Raw genomic sequence first — 19,448 nt, 5'->3', positions numbered from 1 at the left:
GGCCCGTTCAGGCGTGGCGCGCTGCCGCCGTCCGCGGGATCTCTGCGCCTGCGCCAAGGCGGCCGGCAAGGGCGGCCAGCAGGTCCGCCTGCCAGACGGCGCCCTGCAGGCGGCCCTCCCGGTCCACGATCCAGGCCACCCGGTGCCTTCCGTCCGCCAGCTGCGGGATCAGCTGCGCGGCGGTGCGGTCCGGCGCCGCCAGGCAGGGCATGGGGTCCATCACCGCGTCGATCATGCCGAGGGGGCTGCCTGCAAGATGGGCGTGGCCGACCGTGCCGATCACCCGGCCTGCGGTGCCGACCACCGGCAGGTCGGTCAGTCCCTCCCGCAGCAGCCGCTCCCGCGCCGCGGCGACCCGGGTCTCCGGCCCGGCCGGTGCGGGCGCCGGCACCATCATCGCGGCGCAGGTCAGGCGGCGGCCGGTCCGCGCCATGGCGAGTCGTTCCACCCGGTGCAGCAGGTCCGACAGGTCCTGCCGGTCGATGTCGAGCAGCTCGTCCTGGTCGGCGAGCGCGGCCTCCAGGTCCTCCGCCGTGAAGCCGGTCGCCGGTTCCGGTTCCGGCGGCGGGCGCCGCGCGGCGAGCCAGCCGCCATGCGGATAGGCATGGCCGGTCAGCCGGTGGTAGAGCCAGCCGGCAGCAACCAGCAGGGCGGCGTTCAGGGCGACGGGGGCCAGGGCGAAGCCCCATCCCGCCTGCGCCACCGCCTGGCCGCCCAGCACCGCGGTCAGCGCCGCCGCACCGCCGGGCGGGTGCAGGCAGCGGGTCGCCCGCATCGCCACGATCGCCAGGCCGACGGCGAGCCCGGCGGCGAGGGCGGGCTGCGGCACTGCCGCGGCGCAGGCGGTGCCTACGGCCGCGGAGACCGAATTGCCGCCCAGGATCGCCCAGGGCCGGGCCAGCGGGCTGGCCGGCACCGCGAACAGCAGCACGGCGGAAGCGCCCATCGGCGCGACCAGCCAGGCGAATAGGCTGCCATCCCCCCACCAGGCCGCCACCAGCCCGGTGACGGCGATGCCGATAAGGGCGCCGATCCCGGCATGCAGGCTGTCCAGGTGGCCGGGCAGGCCGGCGGTCCGCAGATGGCGGGCGAGACGGCCGAGGCGCGGCAGGAAGGTCGCGGGGAACCGAAGGGCCATGCGGCATCGGGGGCTGCGGCCGGGTCCGCCGGCCTGGGGGCGAGGAGCAGCGCCGGTCGGCACTGCCGGGCAGGGGAAGGGCGCGCGGTTGCTTAAGGCGCGTGGCGGGGCTGCCCCGGGCCGGAGGTGGCTGCCGGGACAGATCAATGGCAGGGACATCTATTCCCGCCCGGGGGGCGATGCAACCCGCCGGCAGGCGGTCGATCCGCCGCGGCGCCTCGCTTGACCCCCCGCGACCCCCTTCCTAGCTTGGCCGCCGTTTCATCATGCAGGAGAGCAGCGTCCAGTGGCGGAGACGGATCGGGTGATCGTAGTGGGTGGCGGGCCGGTGGGACTGACCACCGCCTTCACCCTGGCGCAGCATGGCGTGCCGGTGACGGTGATCGAGGCGGAGGCGGGCATCGTCTTCTCGCCGCGGGCGCTGGTCTACCATCCGCCGACCCTGGAGGCGCTGGCGCAGCTGGGCCTGATGGAGGACCTGACCGCGGCAGGGGTCCTGAAGCAGCAGCTGCTGTTCAAGGACGGACAGGGAAACGACCTGGCGCAGATCGACTACCGCCATCTGGAAGGCCGCACCGCCTATCCCTACAACCTGCATCTGGGCCAGGACGTGCTGGCCGGCATCGTGCTGCAGCATCTGGAGCGGCTGCCGGGGACGGAGGTGCTGTGGAACCACCGCCTGACCGCGATCGAGCAGGATGATGAGAGCATCACCGCGATCGCCGCCGGGCCGGCGGGCGAGGTGCGGCTGGCGGGGCGCTGGCTGGTCGGCGCCGACGGCGCCTCGTCGGCGACCCGCCAGGCCCTGGGCCTGGGCTTCGAGGGGAAGACCTGGCCCGACCGCTTCGTCGCCACCAACGTGGTCTACGATTTCGAGGCCGACGGCTATGCCCGCGCCACCTTCGTGATCGACGCCGACCATTGGGCGATCATCGTGAAGATCAACGAGGAGAATCTGTGGCGCTGCACCTATGGCGAAAGCGCCGACCTGCCGGCGGAGGGCATTCGCGACCGGGTGCCGGAGAACTATGCCCATTTCATGCGGCGCATGACCCGCGCCGACGGCAGCCCGAACTATGAGATCAGGGCCGTCTCCCCCTACCGGGTGCATGAGCGCGCCGCCGACAGCTTCCGGGTCGGTCGCGCCCTGCTGGCCGGCGACGCGGCACATATCTGCAACCCCTGCGGCGGCTTCGGCCTGACCTCGGGGCTGCTGGACGCGGTGGCGCTGGGCCATCCGCTGGCCGCGGTGTGCCTGGGCCGGCAGGACGAGGGCATCCTGGACCGCTATGCCGCGGAGCGGAAGCGCATCTTCCTGGAGAAGACATCGCCGGCGGCGAGCGACAATCTGCGCCGTTTCCGCGAGCGCGACCCGGCGAAGAAGGCGGAGGACCTGGAGCGCTTCCGCCGCCTGCGCGAGGAGCCGGACTTCAACGCGACCGTCGGCAGCTACTCCTTCAACCTGGCTTCGCCGGAACTGGCGGACCCGAAGCTGGTGACGGGGTAGGACGCACGATCGTTGCCGTCGTCCTTGGGCTCGACCCAAGGACCGTGACGATACGGGGAAGCTGCGCGGCGGCACGGTCCCGTCACGACCCTCGGGTCAGGCCCGAGGGCGACGGCGCAGGAGGTGGCAATGTGGCCGCCGCTACCCCTTCGCCTCCGGCAGCATCGCCTGGATATAGCTGTCGGCCGCCACCGCGAAGCCCAGCGCGCCGCCGCCGCCGACGGTGAAGGTGGTGATGCCGATCAGGTTGCCGCGATCGTCGAACAGGGCGCCGCCGGAGGAACCGGGCGAGATCGGCGCGTTGGTCTGGATGATCGGCACCCCCTGCCATTGCCGCAGGCCGGTGACCAGGCCCGGGCCCAGGGTGTTCTCCAGCCCCGAGGGCGAGCCGATGCTGTAGACCGTCTGGCCGACCTTCAGCCCGGCATAGGGGGCGATCCGGCGCACCGGCTCCAGGTCGGTCGGGGTCTCCAGCACGCAGCGGTCGGTGGAGTCGTTGGCGTGGATCAGCCGCGCTGGCTCGATCCGCTCGCGGCGCTTGATCAGGATGAAGTCCGCGCCGCCGACCACGTGACAGTTGGTGAACAGCCAGTGCTGCGTCACCGCCACGGCGGAGCCGGAACGTTCCGCAATGCCGCCCCGATAGCGCTCCGCCGCCAGCACGGTCCAGACCGCGGGTTCCACGGACTCGAACAGGGCCACCGGGTCCATCGGCAGGGGGTCGTCCATGTCGCCGGGCGTTTCCGCCGGCCCCGCGGTCTGCAGGACCGGCGCCTGCGGCGCGGGCGATTGCGGCGCGGCAAAGCCGAAATGCGACAGCATCTGCTGCGAGGGGGGGAAGCCGGCCTCCGCTGCCGCGGTCAGCCAGCGGCCGCCTTCCGCGCGGTCGGGCATCACCATGTCGCCGGTCATGTAGGCCAGGCCCAGCAGGTGCTGGGCGCGGACCTCGCCGGCCTCTGCGGCGATGCGGAAGTGGCGCAGCGCGGCATCCGGGTCGCGCGGCAGGCGATTGCCCAGATAGTACCAGGCGCCCAGCTGGAAATGCGCCGTCGCGCTGCCGGACGCCGCCAGCCGTTCGCAGGCGGCGAGGTCGGTACAGGGGCGGTCGTCGAAGGAGGCCGCCAGCGCGGCGACGTCGGCGGCATGCGGCAGCGGTGCCGAAGTGCCGGGCCAGCCGGCGGACACTGCCGACTGGGCCGGGGACGGCTGCGTCGGAGCTGATTGCGTCTGTGCCGGCTGGCCGGTGGCGGGGCCGCCGGCCATATCCGGTCGGCTGCAACCCGCCGCAGGCAACAGGCCCGCGGCCAGCAGAGCGGTCGCAACCAGTACGGAACTCCACATGGTGAGGCACATCCTCCGGAGCAGAACAGCACGTTTGGCGGCGGCCCGTGATGGGCGCCGCGGTCAAATCCCCCGACTGTCCGTGCGGCGCCATTGTGGCGCAGGCCGTGACGGACGGAAAGGGTCGCCCACAGCGCCTCGCGCGAACGTGTCGCCGCCGCGCTTGTCCCTCCGGCAGGGGGGATCTAGCGTCGGACGGTCACATGGGGCAGAACATGGGGTGGGGCGGGGCCCGGGAACAGGGAGTGCCGCATGGCGCGCCAGCTGAAAGACGGAATCACCGCACTCCAGGCCACCACCAGTGCCGCGCTCGGCATCCTGGCCCTGGCCAGCGGCATCTACACCTATATCGGCGTCCGCGGCCTACTCGACGGCACCGGCGGGCTGTCGGCGCTGGCCGCGATCGCCTATTCGGCCGCCGTGTCGGTCGGCATCTACGTGTTCTGGACCTATGTCCTGCGCTTCTTCCCGCTGCTGAAGAGCCAGGCGGCGCGCATGCAGATGGTGATGGCGATCCTGCTGGGATCCGCCGCCATCGTCGCGATGTCGTCCTGGCTGAACGCCGCCGCCCTGGCCGGCAGCGCGGCGGTGGAACAGCACCTGGCGGAAACGGTGGAGGACTATCAGGAAGCGCTGGGCCGCACCCACGAGCAGGCGCTGGCCGCCCTCGGCCTGCTGCCCGACATCCGCATCGCCGCCGCCAATTTCGAGAACCTGGCGGAGCAGGAGCGCGGCCAGGGCGCGCTGACCGGCACCAGCGGCAGCGGCACGGTGGTGCAGCTGCTGACCCAGATGAGCTCGCAGCTGCGCGAGTTGGAGGGGCAGATCGTCTCCTCCCGCGCCGATGTGGAGAGCCTGTTCGGCCAGGGCACCCAGCATCTGCGCCGGATGCGCGAGCTGGTGGCGCAGCCCGGCCCAGTTGAGGAACGCTCCATCGAGTTCGCGGAGGAGGCGGTGCAGGTCGCCGGCCTGATCACCCAGCTGAAGCAGTCCTCGATCGCGCCGGCGGTGCTGCGCGCGGCGGAGGACCTGGCGCGCAGCTATGTCGCGCCGGCACCCGACGGCGGCTCCGCCGCGCTGCGCGCGCAGCAGGCGCGGGTGGTGGAGAATGTCCGCGAGACGATCCAGCAGCAGAGCAGTGCTCTGGCGGCCGGGGCGGAGCAGGTGCTGGCGGCGCCGCCGGTGGAGCTGCCGCGCTTCACGCCGATCTCCACGGCGGAGGCGGTGCTGCTCTATGCCGGCGATTTCGTGCCGTCCTGGGCGGGGGCGATTGCCATCGACCTGCTGCCGGGCGTGATCGTGATGATCCTGTTCATCGTGCAGGCGTCGATCCGCCGCGAGGAGGATCCGCTGGCCGCGGAGGACACCATCACCCTGCGCGAGATGCAGGCGGCAATGCTCGCCCTGAAGCGGATCGAGGCGGTGCAGGCGGAGATGCCGGCGCAGACCGCGGCCCCGACGGCGGAAGAGCGGGACGGGCAGCCGGCGGAGAAGGATGATGGCGGCCGGCGCGGGCCGATGGCGGTCGCCTGACCGGACCGGACGATGCACGCGACGACCGATGGCGACCGGCCGCCAGCCTCCCCCGCGGGCGGGCCGCTGGCCTGGTTCCGCGCCCGGCCGGAAGGCTGGCTGCTGCGGCAGATCTTCCGGCTGATGCTGGCCGGCACCCTGGCCGCGGTGGTGCTGGACGCTGCCGGCATGCTGCCGGCGGAGGCCGGCCTGGGCAGCGGTGCGGATGCGGGCCGGCCGCCCTTTCCGGCGGCGCCGCAGCCGATGCCGCTGGAACGGCCCGGGGCCGGCGACCATCTCCGTCCCTACACCCCCGACATGCAGCCGGCGGCGCCCGACGGCCGGCCGGCCCGGCCGCGGCTGCCCGACGGCACGCCGATCGCGCCGCCTTCCCTGCAGCGGATGGAATTCAGCTTCCGGGAGAGCCCGGACGGGGTGCCCTTCATCCTGGGCCGCGGCGACATCGCCATCGGCCTGGCGGAGGAGTTGCGCCGCTTCGACCGGGCGCATGATCTGCGGGCGCGCTATTTCGTCGTCGTCTCCAACGGCGGCGTGACCCAGGAGGCGGAGGCGATGGGCCGCTACATCCGCGATCGCGACCTGAAGGTGATCGTGCCGCAGGACGGCTGGTGCCTGTCCGCCTGCCCGCTGATCCTGGCCGGCGGCACCACCCGGGTGGTCTATCCCGAAGCCTGGGTGGGGGTGCATCAGGCCTATCTGGCCGCGGATTCCCGCGGCTCCACGGCGGCGGCCTTTTCCGCCGGCATCGACAGCGTGGCGCGTTCGATGCGCTATCTGGAGGAGATGGCGGTCGACCCGCTGCTGTGGCGGCTGGCCAGCGAGACGCCGCCGCAGGAGATCTACCTGCTGACGGCGGAGGAACTGCGGGACTTCCGCCTGGCGACGATCGTCAGCGACAATATCCGCATGCAGTAGCGGCTTTCCGCCGCCGCCCGCGATGCGATCAGGCGCGCAGGCGGCGCACATTGGCCTCCGCCCGCCGGCGGATCGGCGCAAGGGCCGCGGTCTGGGCGCGGACCGGTGCGGTGGCCAGCTGCCAGGCCAGGATCTGCCAGGAACGGGAGAAGGCGCCCGGCTTCTCGGCAATCATGCGACGCAGTTCCGCCGAACCCTGCCCGCCGGCGGTCAGACCGGCAAGTGCGAGCATCGGCAGGCGCAGCGCAACGACTTCCGCCGCCGCGAGCCAGGTGGCCGTGGCGGCGGAGCCGAGCTGCATCCAGGCCTGCCAGGCGTCACGGGGCACCGCAAGGCCGGCGGCGCGAACATTCCAGGGCGTGAAAGGCATCGGCGCCTCCTTTGCTGCACTGCGATAGAACGCAGCGGCCGGTGGCGGGTTCCGCTGGTTTCATCATTGCCTCCGGCGGCGGGGACGGTGATGCTCGCGGCCGGTGCGGCGGGACATGCCGGAAGACTGAGGGGGCCAAGGACGATGGAATATGTCTGGCGGATTCTGGAAGACACCCCGTGGTGGGTCTGGGTGCTGCTGGTGGTCCTTGTCCATCGCGGGATCAAGGCGCTGCGGCCGACCACCGGGCCGCTCTGGCGCTTCGCCATCATCCCGGTGATCTTCCTGGCCTGGGGCATCTCCAGCCTGGTCACCGACCTGGGCCTGACCGGCCTCAGCGTCGGCGGCTATCTGGTGGCGCTGATCGCGGGCATCGGCATCGGCTGGCTGATGGGCGCCGGGCTGGCGGTCCGCGCCGACCGCGAGCACGGCCTGGTCGAGGTGCCGGGCGGCCCCTCCACCCTGATCCTGATCCTGGTCATCTTCGCGGTGAAATACACCATCGGCGTCTGGCTGGGCATGGCGCCGGCGGCGGCGGGCGAGACCTGGTTCATCCTGGTCGATTGCGGCGTGTCCGGCCTGATCGCCGGCATGTTCGCCGGTCGCTTCGCACAGTATTTCCGGAAGTATCGCAGCGCGCCGCAGGAGGATCTGTCCGCGGCGGCCTGAGCCGCGGCTGCGGCGATCGGGCCGCCGCCGCAATCAGCCTGTGACCTGGATGACCCCGTCGCCGCCGGCATAGAGCCGCTCCACCGCCGCGGCGCGATGGGCCAGCACCGCGCGCTGGTTGATATAGCCCTTGTCGGTGATCTCGTTCGCGTCGATGGAGGGCGGGCTGTCCAGCACCAGGGCGCGGGTGATGCGGCGGGAGGCGCCGCCGGCCTCCGCGTTCATCGCGGCCAGCTTTTCCGCCAGGAAGGACGCCACGGCCGGATGCGCCATCGCTGCGGCATCGTCCAGCCCCGCTGCGGCGGCGCCGATCACCTGCCGGCAGCCGGCCGGGTTGGCGAAGACCAGAAGGCCGATCTCCTCCCGGTCGTGGCCGGTGACGACGGCATCCTGGATCACCGGTTCGCAGGCGGCGATGGCGGCGATCCGCAGCGGCCCCACATTCACCCAGGTGCCTGAGGTCAGCTTGAAGTCTTCCGCCACCCGGCCGTCGAAGATCACCCCTTTCTCGGGATGGTCGGGATCCGCCAGCCGGCCGGCATCGCCGATCCGGTAGAAACCCTCCTCGTCGAACGCCGACTTCGTCAGGTCGGGCTGCTTCCAGTAGCCGGGGGTGACGTTGGGGCCGCGGACCCGCATCTCCAGCTTCTCGCCGTTCGGCACGAACTTCAGTTCGTTGCCCGGCGTCGGGATGCCGATATTGCCGGCCCGCTCGATGCGGTAGTGCACGGCCGTCACCAGCGGCGCCGTCTCCGTGCTGCCCCAGGCGGAAACCATCGGAACCAGGCCGCCGCGCGCCGCCATCGACTGCGCCTCCATGCGCTGCCACAGGTTCTGCGGCAGCGCCGCGGCGGCATAGAAGATGAAGTCCAGCTCCCGGAAATAGCTCTCCCGCAGTTCGCCATCCGCCTCCAGCGCGTCCAGCAGGAAGGCATAGCCGCGCGGCACGTTGTAGGACAGGGTGGGGGAGACCTCCTTCAGGTTCGCCACCGTGCGCTCGAACAGGCCGGGTGCCGGCTTGCCATTGTCGACGAACAGGGTGCCGCCGTTGGAGAGCACCAGGTTGAAGGTGTAGTTGCCGCCGAAGGTGTGATGCCAGGGCAGCCAGTCGACCAGCACCGGCGGGCGCTCGCCCAGGAAGGGCCAGACCTGCAGCGACATCTGCTGGTTCGCGGTCAGCATGCGCTGGGTGTTGATGACGCCTTTCGGCTCGCCGGTGGAGCCGGAGGTGAACAGGATCTTCGCCACCGTGTCCGGGCCGGTGCCGGCATAGGCCTGGTCGACCCGGGCGTCGGGCTGCACCGCCGCCAGTTCGGCGAAGGCGTGCGCGCCAGCGACCGCATCCGTGCCGCTGCCGACATATATGGCGCCGCAATCGCTCCGCACCGCCTCGATCGCCCGGGCGAAGGCCGCGCCATCCGCGGCATAGACCAAAGCCGGCTTCAGCAGGCCGGCGATGCGCTTCAGCTTGCCGTGATCGGCGGACATCAGCGAATAGGCGGGCGAGACCGGGGCGGCCGGTGCGCCGATATGCATCGCCGCCAGCTGCAGCAGCCCGTTGTCGACCGCATTGTCGGACAGCAGCATGACCGGCTTGTCGGGGCCGACGCCGCGGTCGACCAGCCCGGCGGCGATGCGCCGGACCAGGTCCTGCGCCTCGGCATAGCCGACCCTGCGCCAGGTGCCGTCGGGACCGCTGCGGTCGGCCAGGAAGGTGCGCCCGGGCGCCCGCTCGGCCCAATGCGCCAGCCAGTCGCCGACCCGCCGGGCATGATCGCCCAGCGGCGCCGGCGACCGCAGGACGAAGCTGCCATCGGCGCGGCTCTCGCGCTCGGCCGCCGGTGTCGCGAAATTCAGCTGCGGCACGCCCGTGCCCGTCTGTGCCGGCTGTGCCATGCCGTCCTCCCCTCGTTCGTTTCTTTGCCTGCCCGCTGCGGCGTCAGGCTGTCACCCGGCGGATGAACGCCGTCATCGCTTCTTCGGTGGCCGCGCGCCGGTCGCGATGCGGGGCATGGCCGCAATCGTCCAGCAGCAGGGTCTGCACCGGGCCGCCGCTTTCCGCCTCGATCGACTGCAGCTGCGCCGCGGTGCCGTAGGCATCGTCGCGGCCCTGGATCTGCAGGATCGGGCAGCGGATCATCTTCAGCACGCCCTCGATGTTCCAGGCCCGGAAATCGGGGTTCAGCCAGATGTCGTTCCAGCCGCGGAAGGCGCCCTCGACATCGTCGTGCCAGCGCGCGAGGGCGTCGCGCAGCCCGCCGCTCTCATAAGCGGCCTTCGCGTCGCGGATGCCGGCCAGCGAGAGTTCCTCGACGAAGACATGCGGTGCCTCCAGGACCAGCGCCAGCGGGTCGCTGTCGGGCAACGCGGCATGGATCAGGGCGATCGAGGCGCCGTCGCTGTGGCCGACCAGGATCGGCCGGCGGATCTCCAGCGCCTCGAGCAGGGCGGGCAGCACCTCCTGCCCTTCGACATGCATGTAGGATACCGGCCGCGGCAAGGGCGCCGGCCCGGATCGGCCATAGCCGTAGCGGGAATAGACGATCGCCGGCAGGCCGGTCGCCGCGGCGATCGCGTCCGGAAAGTCCTTCCAGTGCGCGGCCGCGCCCAGCCCTTCGTGCAGAAAGACCAGGACCGGCGCCGGCTCACGCCGCTCGCCGATCTCACGGACCTCCACCGGTCCCCAGTCCAGTGTCACCTGGCGGGTCGTGCCGTCCCCGCCGGTCACAGCCGGGACCATGGCGCTGCCGTCGCCCGCGGCCGCATCGGCGCCTTCAGGCCGCCTGGGCGATGGCGTCGTCGAGCGCCTGGCGCCAGCCTTCCAGCCAGGTCAGGGCCTCTTCCTCCGGCATGGTGCCGTCGGCGGCGTCGTGGATGAAGCGCTCGCCGATCCGCTGCGCGCCGAGTTCCTGCAGCAGGTCGTCGAAGCGCTTGCCGCCGAAATTGAAGGTCTGCTGGTAGGTGGAATCGCCCAGGCCGATCACGCCGTAGCGGATCTCCGACAGGTCGGGCCGTTTCGCCTTCAGATCCTCGAAGAAATCCTGGGCATTGTCCGGCACGTCGCCCTGGCCGTAGGTCGAGGTGCAGATCAGGTAGACCGATGCCGGATCGGCGAAGGCGCCGGCATCCAGCTTGTCCATCATCGACACGTCCACGTCATGCTCGGCCGACCGCAGGCTGTCGGCAACTTCCTCTGCAACAAGCTCGGCGGTGCCGGTCATCGTGCCGACAAAGATCTCAATGCGCATGACGCACGGGTCTCCTCTAGACATGAGTTTCTGCAACTATAATGCATGCGCTGGCCAAGGCAAGAATTATAGTGCATATTGATCTCGGGTCTGCCGCAACCGTGAGGGAAACCCATCGTGACCGAACGTTCCGCAAAACGCCCGGACCACGCAAGTGCGGGGGACGGGCCAGCCGCTGCCGCGACCGGGCTGGGAGACGGCCCCGGCGACGTGGCCTATCTGGCCGCCCTGGGCCATCGGGTCCGCTCCACGCGCGCGGCGCGCGGCATGACGCGGCGCATGCTGGCCCGCGATTCCGACGTGTCCGAGCGCTACCTGGCAAAGCTGGAGGGCGGCGAAGGCAATCTGTCGATCAGCCTTCTGCGTCGGGTGGCTGCGGCGATGGACCTGCCGCTGGCCGACCTGGTCGACGAACGGGCGCCGCCCAATGCCGAACTGCGGGCGCTGCAGGACCTGCTGGCCCGGCTGCCCGCGCCGGACCTGGCGGAGGCGCGGCGCCTGCTGCAGGAACGCTTCGGGCCGCGCGCCAGCGGCGATCGCGGCCGGCGGATCGCCCTGATCGGGCTACGCGGCGCCGGCAAGACCACCCTGGGCCGGCTGCTGGCCCATGCGCTCGAGGTGCCGTTCCTGGAAATGCGCCCGGCCATCGAGCAGTCCGCCGGGCTGACGGTGGACGAGATCTTCAACCTCGGCGGCCAGTCGATGTACCGCCGCCTGGAGCGCGAAGCCCTGGCCGACCTGGTGGCACGGCACCCGGCGGCGGTGATCGCCACCGGCGGCTCGCTGGTGACGGAGCCGGCGACCTTCGACCTGCTGCGCGCGCGCTGCGTGACGGTCTGGGTGCAGGCCGCGCCGGAGGAACATATGCAGCGGGTGCTGGCGCAGGGCGATGTCCGGCCGATGGCCGGCAACCGCGCGGCCATGCAGGACCTGCGGCAGATCCTGGCCGCGCGCGGGGCGCTCTATGCACTGGCGGATGCGGTGCTGGACACCAGCGGCCAGACCATCGCCGAGAGCCTCGCCGGCCTGGAGGCGATCGCCCGTCGGGCCGGCTTGGCTGCGGCAGGTGAGGGCGAGGTGGACCGCGGGCGGACGCGGGACCTGACCGCCGATGGCGTGGCTGCCGGATGAATCATATTGCAATTTTTTGGTCTGATTATGCACAATAGTGCATATTCCTTGGGAGGAGGCAGTGATGGATAGCCGCGTTGGCACCGACATCGTGACCTTCGACGTCGATCCGGAGGCGTATCGCCACTGGCAGGTGGAGTTCGCCGGCCCGGTGGCCACGGTGAAGCTCGACGTCGATGAGGAAGGCGGGCTGCGGCCCGGCTATGTGCTGAAGCTCAATTCCTACGACCTCGGTGTCGATATCGAGCTCAACGACATCCTGCAGCGGATCCGCTTCGAGCATCCGGAAGTCCGCACGGTCGTGCTGACCTCGGCGAAGGAGCGCATGTTCTGCTCCGGCGCGAACATCTACATGCTGCGCTCCTCGCCCCACAGCTGGAAGGTGAACTTCTGCAAGTTCACCAACGAGACCCGCAACGGCATGGAGCAGGCCAGCGCGAAGTCCGGCCTGAAGTTCCTGGCGGCCGTGAACGGCGCCTGTGCCGGCGGCGGCTACGAGGTCGCCCTGGCCTGCGACGAGATCGCGATGGTCGACGACGGCTCCTCCACCGTCAGCCTGCCGGAGGTGCCGCTGCTGGGCGTCCTGCCGGGCACCGGCGGTCTGACCCGGGTGGTGGACAAGCGCCGCGTGCGCCGCGACCTGGCCGATGTCTTCTGCACCACGTCGGAGGGCGTCCGGGCGCAGCGCGCCAAGGAATGGAACCTGGTCGACCGCTATGCCGCGCCGGCGAAGTTCGCCGACCTGGTGGCAGAGCGCGCCGCGGCGCTGGCGGCGCAGAGCGACCGGCCGGCGGACGCGGAAGGCATCCGCCTGACCCCGCTGAAGCGGCGCATCGACGAGAGCGGCCTGCACTATCCGCACCTGGACGTGGAGATCGACGCACAGGCGCGCACCGCGAAACTGGTCCTGCACGCGCCGGAAGGGGCGATCGAAGGTACGCCGGAGGCGATCCAGGCGGCGGGCGCCGACTGGTACCCGCTGGCGCTGGCCCGTGCGCTGGACGATGCGATCCTGATGCTGCGCACCAACTATCTGGAGCTGGGCACTTGGATCGTCGCCTCCCGCGGCAGCGCCGAAGCGGTGCTGGAAATGGACCGGATCCTGTCGGAGCAGTCCGGCTTCTGGCTGGTGCGCGAGGTGGTGAACTTCTGGGAGCGCACCTTAAGCCGGCTCGACGTCTCCTCCCGCAGCCTGATCGCGGTGATCGACGAGGGCTCCGCCTTCGCCGGCACCTTCCTGGAGGCGGCGCTGGCCGCCGACCGGTCGTACATGCTGGACCTGTCGGAAGCCGACGAGGGCGATGGCGAAGGGCCGCAGATCGCGCTCAGCCCGATGAACTTCGGCACCTACCTGATGGCGACCGGCGTCGACCGGCTGACCACCCGGTTCGGCGGCGACGAGGAAAAGCTGAATGCGCTGCGCAACGGCGCCGGCAAGCTGCTGGATGCTGCCGCGGCACTGGATGCCGGGCTGGTGACCTTCGCCCCCGACGATATCGACTGGGAGGACGAGGTCCGCATCGCGGTGGAGGAGCGGGCCTCGCTGTCCCCCGACGCGCTGACCGGCATGGAGGCCTCGCTCCGCTTCGGCGGCAGGGAAAGCCTGCACAGCAAGATCTTCGGCCGCCTGACGGCCTGGCAGAACTGGATCTTCAACCGGCCCAACGCGGTCGGCAAGGAGGGCGCCCTGCAGAGCTACGGCTCGGGCTCCCGTGCGAAATTCGACTGGGAAAGGGTGTGAACCATGGCCATCAACTATCAGGAGCGAATCCCCAACAACGTTGACCTGAGCTCCGACCGCCGCCTGCAGCGCGCGCTGGAGCATTGGCAGCCGAAGTTCCTGGACTGGTGGATGGAGCTGGGCCCGGAAGGCTTCCAGGCCGCCGACGTCTACCTGCGCACCGCCACCTCGGTGGATGCCAAGGGCTGGGCCACCTACGGCGCGGTGAAGATGCCGGACTATCGCTGGGGCATCTTCCTGGCCGACCGGGTGGAGGACCGCCGCATCGGCTTCGGCGACAATATGGGCGAGCCGGCCTGGCAGCAGGTGCCGGGCGAGCATCGGGCCACCCTGCGCCGGCTGATCGTCACCCAGGGCGATACCGAGCCCGCCTCGGTGGAGCAGCAGCGCCTGCTGGGCCTGACCTGTCCGTCGCTCTACGACCTGCGCAACCTGTTCCAGGTGAACGTGGAGGAGGGGCGCCATCTGTGGGCGATGGTCTACCTGCTGCACGCCCATTTCGGCCGCGACGGCCGCGAGGAGGCGGAGCTGCTGCTGGCCCGCCATTCCGGCTCCAGCGACAATCCGCGGATCCTGGGCACCTTCAACGAGCCGATCAGCGACTGGCTGTCGTTCTTCATGTTCACCTACTTCACCGACCGGGATGGCAAGTACCAGCTGAAGTCGCTGGCGGAATCCGGCTTCGACCCGCTGGCGCGGACCTGCCAGTTCATGCTGACCGAGGAAGCCCACCACATGTTCGTGGGCGAGACCGGCATCGGCCGGGTGGTGAAGCGCTGCCTGGAGCTGATGAAGGAGCTGGGCACCGACGATCCGGCGGCGGTACGCCGCGCAGGCGGCATCGACCTGCCCACGATCCAGCGCTACATGAACTTCTGGTTCTCTTCCTCGCTGGATCTGTTCGGCGCCGACATCTCGTCGAACGCCGCGACCTCCTTCGCCGCCGGCCTGAAGGGCCGGCCGGACGAGACCCGCTACGAGGACCATGTCGAGGCCGACACCGTAACGAAGATCCCGGTGCCGGACGGCAAGGGCGGGATCAACGAGGAAGAGGTGCCGACCCGCAACGCGATGAACTACATCACCCGGTCGGCCTATATCCGCGACTGCGAGATCGGCGTGAAGCGCTGGAACCGGACCATCGAGAAGGCCGGCGCGGACTTCCAGCTGACCCTGCCGAGCGAGCGGTTCAACCGCAAGATCGGCGCCTGGGCCGGCCTGCCGATCACGCCGGAGGGCAAGTTCACCGACCCGGAGAAGCATGCCGCGATGGCCGGCGAATGGCTGCCGACCGAGGCCGACCGCCAGCATGTCCGCGGCCTCATGGTGCAGGTCACCGATCCTGGTAAGATGGCAAGCTGGATTGCCCCGCCGGACCGGGGAATCAACAATCTGCCGGTGGAATACGAGTACGTCCACCTGGCCAACTAGAGCCGGGGCGCGGCCCTCCCGCCGCCGTCAACCGGCGGCGGGAGGTGTCGTTCATGAATGCTGGCGTACAGCGTAGCGCGTCGCAGAAGATCCCGAAGATCGCGATCGTCGGCAGCGGTCCTGCCGGCCTCTATCTCGCGGAAAAGCTCCTGAAGCTGGTGGAGCCGGTGGAGCTCGACGTGATCGAGCGCCTGCCCACCCCCTACGGCCTGATCCGGTCCGGCGTGGCGCCGGACCATTGGACGACCAAGAATGTCGTTCGCAAGCTGGAACAGGCCTTCCAGAATCCCGCCACCCGCTTCATCGGCAATGTCGAGCTCGGCCGCGACGTCAGTCTCGCGCAGCTGCGCGACTTCTACGACGTTGTCGTGCTGGCCACCGGCACGCCGCTGGACCGGCCGCTGGGCCTGCCGGGCGACGGCCTGCCCGGGGTCACCGGCGCGGCGCGCTTCTGCAGCTGGTACAACGCCCATCCCGATTTCACGGAACTGGATATCGACCTGCCGAAGGTCGAGACGGCTGTCGTGATCGGCAACGGCAATGTCGCGCTCGATGCGGCGCGTATGCTGGTGCGCACGCCGGAGGAGCTTGCCGCGACCGACGCGCCGCGACCGGTGCGCGAGGTGCTGGCCCGCACGAACGTGCGGAAGGTGGTGATCGCCGGCCGCCGCGGCGCCGCCCATGTGAAGTTCAGCCCGGCGGAGCTGCGGGAGTTCAGCGAGCTGGCGCAGGCGGTGCCGGTGGTCGACCCGGCGGAGCTGCCGCCGGAAGGCACCGAGCCGAAGCGGACGATGGAAATCCTCGGCCGGCTCGCCGCGATCGAGCCCGACCCGGCGAAGCCGGCGCGCATCGAGTTCCTGTTCCGCGCCCGGCCCGCGGCGGTCCTGGGCGATGGCCATGTCTCGGGGGTGCGCTTCGTCCGGACCCGGCTGGAGGGCGACCGGGCGGTGGATACCGACGAGGTGCTGGAGGTGCCGGCGCAGCTGGTGGTGACCTGCATCGGCTATCAGGGCCCGACCCTGGAGCAGCTCGAGGTCGATGGCGGGCGCTTCCGCAACGATGACGGGCTGATTGCCGAAGGGCTCTATGCCGCCGGCTGGGCGGCGCGCGGGCCGACCGGCACGATCGCCACCAACAAGTCGGAGGCCTATCGCAGCGCCGACCGCATCGCCGCGGAACTGGCGCCGCAGGGCCGCCCGGGACGCGCCGCGCTGTTGCCGCTTCTGAAGGCGGCGGGGGTCGACCTGGTGGATTTCGACGCCTGGCGCCGCATCGACGAGGCGGAGGTCGCGGCGGCGGAACACCCTGCCCCGCGGGAGAAGTTCACGACGACGGAAGAGTTGCTGTCCGCGGCGAAATCCTGAGTGGCGGGTGCGCCTGCCTCAGGCCCAGAGTTCGCGGGCGCCGGAGCGGCGGCCGACCCGGCCGGCCGTGCGGCGTTCGACACCGGCTGGCTCGGCGGCGGGCTTGCCGAACAGATAACCCTGGGCGTGGGTGGCGCCCAGTTCGCGCAGCAGGCGGACCTGCTCCTCGGTCTCCACCATTTCGGCAATCACCCCGACTTTGAGGTCGGCGCACATGGCGGTGATCGCCGCCAGCATGTGGCGGTCGCGGGCGGAATCCGCGAGGCGGTGGACATAGGCGCCATCGATCTTGACGAAGTCGACATTCAGCGCCTGCAGGTACTGGAACGAGGCGGCGCCGGCGCCGAAATCGTCCAGGCAGACCTCGAACCCCATCGCGCGGATGTCCTGCAGCACCTCGTTCACGCCGGCAAGGTCGTTGATCTCCGCCGATTCCGTGACTTCGAACAGCAGGTGCCCGGACAGCTTGCCGTGATCGCGCAGCAGTTCCAGCAGGGTCTGGGTGAAGCCGGCATCCTGCAGAGAATTGCCCGACAGGTTCACCGCCAGCGACAGCTTCGTGCCATCGAAGTCGGTGGTCAGGTCCTCGATCGCGCGTCGGGTGACCAGCAGGTCGAGCTGGGCGTTCATGCCCATGCTCTCGCCGAAATTGATGTATTCGAACGTCTTGCGGCCGTCGCGGAAGCGGGCGAGCAGCTCATAATGGTGCAGCTGGCCGTCGTTCAGCCCGACGATCGGCTGGTAGACCAGGTCGATGGCGTTCTGCGACAGGATCTGCTTGAAGTCGGCGAGCTTGGCGATGGTGCCGTTCAGCAGGTCGTGGAAGGCACTGGCCAGGTCCCCGTTGGGGACACCCTTGGCGCCCAGCTTCTCGAACTGCTTCAGGGTGTGGATGACGGCGCGTGCCGCTTCCGCCGGCGTCAGGGCCGGCGCGTCCATCGCCATGTCGGTTGCGACGACCGACAACCCGTTGCCGTCCGGGTCCGCATCGCGGGTCATCTGCGCGATCCGGGCCTCGATGGAACGGCCGTCGCCGCCCTCGTGGACGACGCCGAAGCGGCTTTCGCCCAGGCGCCCGGCCAGGTCGCGGCCGCCGCTCTGCAGGCGGAGGAAGCCGCCGATCTCGCTCATCAGGTTCTGGAAGGCAGCCGGGGCGAGCCGCTGCCCCAGCCCGTCCAGCCCCTCGACCTCCAGCAGGGTGAGCATCTCCCTGCCATTTTCCGTGGCCCCGCTCTCCACCGCGCGGGCCAGCGCCTGGGTCAGCGCCTCCCCGTCGAGCAGGCCGCTCTGGCCGTCGCGCGCCCCGTCCTGCGGCACGCGCTGCCGGAAGCGCTCCGCGGTGCTCATCGCGATATAGGCGCGGCCGTCCGCCATCGGCATGCGATAGCCGTTCACCCAGGCCCGCAGGGCTCCGTTGCCATGGGCCAGCTGCACGTTGAGAGTCGGCAGCCGCTTGCCCGGCCCCATGTCCCGGACGGCCGCCTTCACCAGGGCGCGATCGGTCGGCGCGACGGTGTCGAGGAAGCTGCCGCCCTGCAGGTCGGTCGCCTCGCGGCCCAGCAGCTTCATGGTCGCGCCGCTGGCATAGGCGATCCCGTCCACGGAATCGACCTCCAGCAGAAGATCCGCAGCCGCAAAGGAAAAGGCCAGGAAACGATCGCGCTGTGCTTGCAGCACAGCCAGCTTGTCGGCCATCACTATCCCCGCATCCACACTGTGGAATGGACACTAGTGGCAGGGGATTTCGGATTGGTAAACGATCCGTTGGGAGCAGGTCCTGGTCACAGCGCCCGGCGCATCGCCTGCCAGGCACGGGAAAGCGTCTCGCGTGCGGATTCCGGGGCGATCGCGATCAGTGCGGCCGCGCGGCCGTCCAGGTCGAGATGCCGCAGGTCCGCAACCCCGAACTCCGTCACGACGATGTCGCTGTCCGCCCGTGCGCCGGTCAGCGGCGCCGCCGGCCGCCCAGCGCCGGACAGGCTCGCCACGATCCGGCTGCCGCCGCCGCGCAGGGCGGCCGGCAGCGCGACGATGGAGCGGCCGCCGGGCGACAGGCGCGCGCCGCGCACAAAATCGTTGAAGCCGCCGACGCCGCTGAAGAAGCGGCCATCGACCAGCTCCGAATTGACCTGGCCGAACAGGTCGACCTCCAGCGCCCCGTTCAGGGAGACGAAGTTCTCGATCCGCGCGACCTCGGTCACCATGTGGGTGCGCCGGACGGGGCGGATCTCGACGAAATCCGCCGACAGGCCGCGGTAGAGCGCAGCCGTCCCGGCGGCGGAACCGGCCACCAGCAGCCCGCGATCCACGTTGCGTCGCGCACCGGTGATCGCGCCGCTCTCGACCAGCTGCCAGGCTGCGTCGGTCACCAGGCCGGAATGAAAGCCCAGGTCGCGATGCCCCGACAGCGCCTGCAGGATCGCCGACTGCACCTTGCCGATGCCGATCTGGATCACGTCGCCGTCACGGATCAGGGTCGCACAGTTTTGGGCGATGGCCTGCTGGACCGGATTGGGCGCCGCATCCGGGAAGTCCGGCAATGCCTCCTCCGCCTCCAGCAGCCAGTCGATCCGTGCCGCGGGCAGGCGGTCATGGCCGCGTGTCGCCGGCAGCCGCGGGTTGAGGTGCGCCAGGACCCGGTCGCAGTTGCGCAGCGCATAGGGCTGGAAGTCGGCGCAGGCGCCAAAGCCGTGGTCGGCCGTGCCGTCGGCCGCGACCTGCACGATCGCCAGGTCGAACCGCGGCCCGTTCTCCAGATAGTCCGGGATCGCGCTGTAGTTCAGCGGCAGCAGGCGCAGCCGCCCTGCGTCGAAACTGTCCCGCTGCCAGGGCGGCAGGAAGAAACTCTCGCCCTCCGCCTCCGGATGCAGCGCGGCATAGTCCGTGTCCGACAGTCCAGGGACCAGGACGCCGCAGAAGGTGACGCCGCGTGCCGCCTCCGGTGCCGCCTGCAGGGCCCTGCGGATGGTGGCGGATTCGCCCAGGCAGCCGGACACGAAGACCCGCATGCCCGGTTTCAGGAGCTCCGGGATGCGCTCCGCCGTGATTGGTGCGGTCATG

General features: G+C 70.6%; 16 protein-coding genes. 8 read left to right on the top strand and 8 right to left on the bottom strand.

Annotated elements, in window-relative coordinates; all coding sequences use genetic code 11:
- Window positions 1–7: 7 nt before the first annotated feature.
- On the bottom strand, window positions 8–1,138 hold the full coding sequence (locus ACFOGJ_RS06795; RefSeq protein WP_379899082.1) for an HPP family protein: 1,131 nt from the start codon (window positions 1,136–1,138) through the stop codon (window positions 8–10).
- A 286-nt stretch (window positions 1,139–1,424) separates the two neighbouring features.
- On the opposite strand from ACFOGJ_RS06795, the gene ACFOGJ_RS06790 reads away from it, so the two are divergent.
- A complete protein-coding gene (locus tag ACFOGJ_RS06790) occupies window positions 1,425–2,645 on the top strand; it encodes an FAD-dependent oxidoreductase (RefSeq protein WP_379899081.1) in 1,221 nt (406 codons plus the stop codon).
- A gap of 141 nt (window positions 2,646–2,786) precedes the next feature.
- Here ACFOGJ_RS06790 and ACFOGJ_RS06785 read toward each other — a convergent pair whose 3' ends face one another.
- Window positions 2,787–3,830, bottom strand: a complete 1,044-nt coding sequence (locus tag ACFOGJ_RS06785) for a trypsin-like peptidase domain-containing protein (protein ID WP_379899080.1) — start codon at window positions 3,828–3,830, stop codon at window positions 2,787–2,789.
- A 408-nt stretch (window positions 3,831–4,238) separates the two neighbouring features.
- Between ACFOGJ_RS06785 and ACFOGJ_RS06780 the strand changes: the two genes are divergently transcribed.
- Window positions 4,239–5,519, top strand: coding sequence for a hypothetical protein (locus tag ACFOGJ_RS06780; RefSeq protein WP_379899079.1), 1,281 nt, complete (start codon window positions 4,239–4,241; stop codon window positions 5,517–5,519).
- A gap of 12 nt (window positions 5,520–5,531) precedes the next feature.
- Complete coding sequence (locus ACFOGJ_RS06775) at window positions 5,532–6,434, top strand: COG3904 family protein (protein ID WP_379899078.1); 903 nt, start codon at window positions 5,532–5,534, stop codon at window positions 6,432–6,434.
- A gap of 28 nt (window positions 6,435–6,462) precedes the next feature.
- Here the strand turns inward: ACFOGJ_RS06775 and ACFOGJ_RS06770 are convergent, their stop codons facing one another.
- Window positions 6,463–6,804 carry a hypothetical protein gene (locus ACFOGJ_RS06770; RefSeq protein ID WP_379899077.1) on the bottom strand — a complete coding sequence of 114 codons (342 nt, stop codon included), beginning with the start codon at window positions 6,802–6,804 and terminating at the stop codon, window positions 6,463–6,465.
- Window positions 6,805–6,948: 144 nt separating this feature from the next.
- Between ACFOGJ_RS06770 and ACFOGJ_RS06765 the strand changes: the two genes are divergently transcribed.
- Window positions 6,949–7,473 (top strand): DUF6622 family protein, encoded by a 525-nt coding sequence (locus ACFOGJ_RS06765; protein ID WP_379899076.1) that lies wholly within the window; start codon window positions 6,949–6,951, stop codon window positions 7,471–7,473.
- Window positions 7,474–7,506: 33 nt separating this feature from the next.
- Here ACFOGJ_RS06765 and ACFOGJ_RS06760 read toward each other — a convergent pair whose 3' ends face one another.
- The 3 genes from ACFOGJ_RS06760 to ACFOGJ_RS06750 are packed head-to-tail and all read right to left on the bottom strand — an operon-like array spanning window position 7,507 to window position 10,721.
- Complete coding sequence (locus ACFOGJ_RS06760) at window positions 7,507–9,369, bottom strand: feruloyl-CoA synthase (protein ID WP_379899075.1); 1,863 nt, start codon at window positions 9,367–9,369, stop codon at window positions 7,507–7,509.
- A gap of 43 nt (window positions 9,370–9,412) precedes the next feature.
- A complete protein-coding gene (locus ACFOGJ_RS06755) occupies window positions 9,413–10,213 on the bottom strand; it encodes an alpha/beta fold hydrolase (protein ID WP_379899074.1) in 801 nt (266 codons plus the stop codon).
- A 34-nt stretch (window positions 10,214–10,247) separates the two neighbouring features.
- A complete protein-coding gene (locus ACFOGJ_RS06750; RefSeq protein WP_379899072.1) occupies window positions 10,248–10,721 on the bottom strand; it encodes a flavodoxin domain-containing protein in 474 nt (157 codons plus the stop codon).
- Window positions 10,722–10,838: 117 nt separating this feature from the next.
- Here ACFOGJ_RS06750 and ACFOGJ_RS06745 point away from each other — a divergent pair, with 117 nt between their 5' ends.
- The 4 genes from ACFOGJ_RS06745 to ACFOGJ_RS06730 all read left to right on the top strand — a co-directional run bounded on the left by ACFOGJ_RS06745 (window position 10,839) and on the right by ACFOGJ_RS06730 (window position 16,388).
- Window positions 10,839–11,852: a helix-turn-helix transcriptional regulator gene (locus ACFOGJ_RS06745; protein ID WP_379899071.1), complete on the top strand. Its 1,014-nt coding sequence runs from the start codon at window positions 10,839–10,841 to the stop codon at window positions 11,850–11,852.
- 64 nt (window positions 11,853–11,916) lie between these two features.
- Window positions 11,917–13,593 (top strand): 2,3-epoxybenzoyl-CoA dihydrolase, encoded by a 1,677-nt coding sequence (boxC, locus tag ACFOGJ_RS06740; protein ID WP_379899070.1) that lies wholly within the window; start codon window positions 11,917–11,919, stop codon window positions 13,591–13,593.
- Between the two features lie 3 nt (window positions 13,594–13,596).
- The gene (boxB, locus tag ACFOGJ_RS06735; RefSeq protein WP_379899069.1) at window positions 13,597–15,024 is read left to right on the top strand and encodes a benzoyl-CoA 2,3-epoxidase subunit BoxB; all 1,428 of its coding nucleotides are present in this window, start codon (window positions 13,597–13,599) and stop codon (window positions 15,022–15,024) included.
- 53 nt (window positions 15,025–15,077) lie between these two features.
- Window positions 15,078–16,388, top strand: coding sequence for an FAD-dependent oxidoreductase (locus ACFOGJ_RS06730; protein WP_379899068.1), 1,311 nt, complete (start codon window positions 15,078–15,080; stop codon window positions 16,386–16,388).
- An 18-nt stretch (window positions 16,389–16,406) separates the two neighbouring features.
- On the opposite strand, the gene ACFOGJ_RS06725 is transcribed toward ACFOGJ_RS06730, so the two are convergent.
- Together ACFOGJ_RS06725 and ACFOGJ_RS06720 are read right to left on the bottom strand one after the other, a co-directional pair.
- Window positions 16,407–18,083 (bottom strand): EAL domain-containing protein, encoded by a 1,677-nt coding sequence (locus tag ACFOGJ_RS06725; RefSeq protein WP_379899067.1) that lies wholly within the window; start codon window positions 18,081–18,083, stop codon window positions 16,407–16,409.
- An 86-nt stretch (window positions 18,084–18,169) separates the two neighbouring features.
- A complete protein-coding gene (locus ACFOGJ_RS06720) occupies window positions 18,170–19,447 on the bottom strand; it encodes an acetyl-CoA hydrolase/transferase family protein (RefSeq protein WP_379899066.1) in 1,278 nt (425 codons plus the stop codon).
- Window position 19,448 lies beyond the last annotated feature (1 nt).

Source organism: Marinibaculum pumilum (assembly GCF_042646425.1).
Classification (GTDB): Bacteria; Pseudomonadota; Alphaproteobacteria; order Ferrovibrionales; family Ferrovibrionaceae; genus Marinibaculum; species Marinibaculum pumilum.
Note: the sequence above shows the minus strand (reverse complement) of the source record. Positions and strands in the feature narration are given on the sequence as shown.

Excerpts from the sequence above, each read along its gene's own strand:
- ACFOGJ_RS06795 (WP_379899082.1), bottom strand. The coding sequence starts at position 1,138 with ATGGCCCTTCGGTTCCCCGCGACCTTCCTGCCGCGCCTCGGCCGTCTC.
- ACFOGJ_RS06780 (WP_379899079.1), top strand. The coding sequence starts at position 4,239 with ATGGCGCGCCAGCTGAAAGACGGAATCACCGCACTCCAGGCCACCACC.
- ACFOGJ_RS06775 (WP_379899078.1), top strand. The coding sequence starts at position 5,532 with ATGCACGCGACGACCGATGGCGACCGGCCGCCAGCCTCCCCCGCGGGC.
- ACFOGJ_RS06770 (WP_379899077.1), bottom strand. The coding sequence starts at position 6,804 with ATGCCTTTCACGCCCTGGAATGTTCGCGCCGCCGGCCTTGCGGTGCCC.
- ACFOGJ_RS06765 (WP_379899076.1), top strand. The coding sequence starts at position 6,949 with ATGGAATATGTCTGGCGGATTCTGGAAGACACCCCGTGGTGGGTCTGG.
- ACFOGJ_RS06760 (WP_379899075.1), bottom strand. The coding sequence starts at position 9,369 with ATGGCACAGCCGGCACAGACGGGCACGGGCGTGCCGCAGCTGAATTTC.
- ACFOGJ_RS06755 (WP_379899074.1), bottom strand. The coding sequence starts at position 10,213 with ATGGTCCCGGCTGTGACCGGCGGGGACGGCACGACCCGCCAGGTGACA.
- ACFOGJ_RS06750 (WP_379899072.1), bottom strand. The coding sequence starts at position 10,721 with ATGCGCATTGAGATCTTTGTCGGCACGATGACCGGCACCGCCGAGCTT.
- boxC (WP_379899070.1), top strand. The coding sequence starts at position 11,917 with ATGGATAGCCGCGTTGGCACCGACATCGTGACCTTCGACGTCGATCCG.
- boxB (WP_379899069.1), top strand. The coding sequence starts at position 13,597 with ATGGCCATCAACTATCAGGAGCGAATCCCCAACAACGTTGACCTGAGC.
- ACFOGJ_RS06730 (WP_379899068.1), top strand. The coding sequence starts at position 15,078 with ATGAATGCTGGCGTACAGCGTAGCGCGTCGCAGAAGATCCCGAAGATC.
- ACFOGJ_RS06725 (WP_379899067.1), bottom strand. The coding sequence starts at position 18,083 with ATGGCCGACAAGCTGGCTGTGCTGCAAGCACAGCGCGATCGTTTCCTG.
- ACFOGJ_RS06720 (WP_379899066.1), bottom strand. The coding sequence starts at position 19,447 with ATGACCGCACCAATCACGGCGGAGCGCATCCCGGAGCTCCTGAAACCG.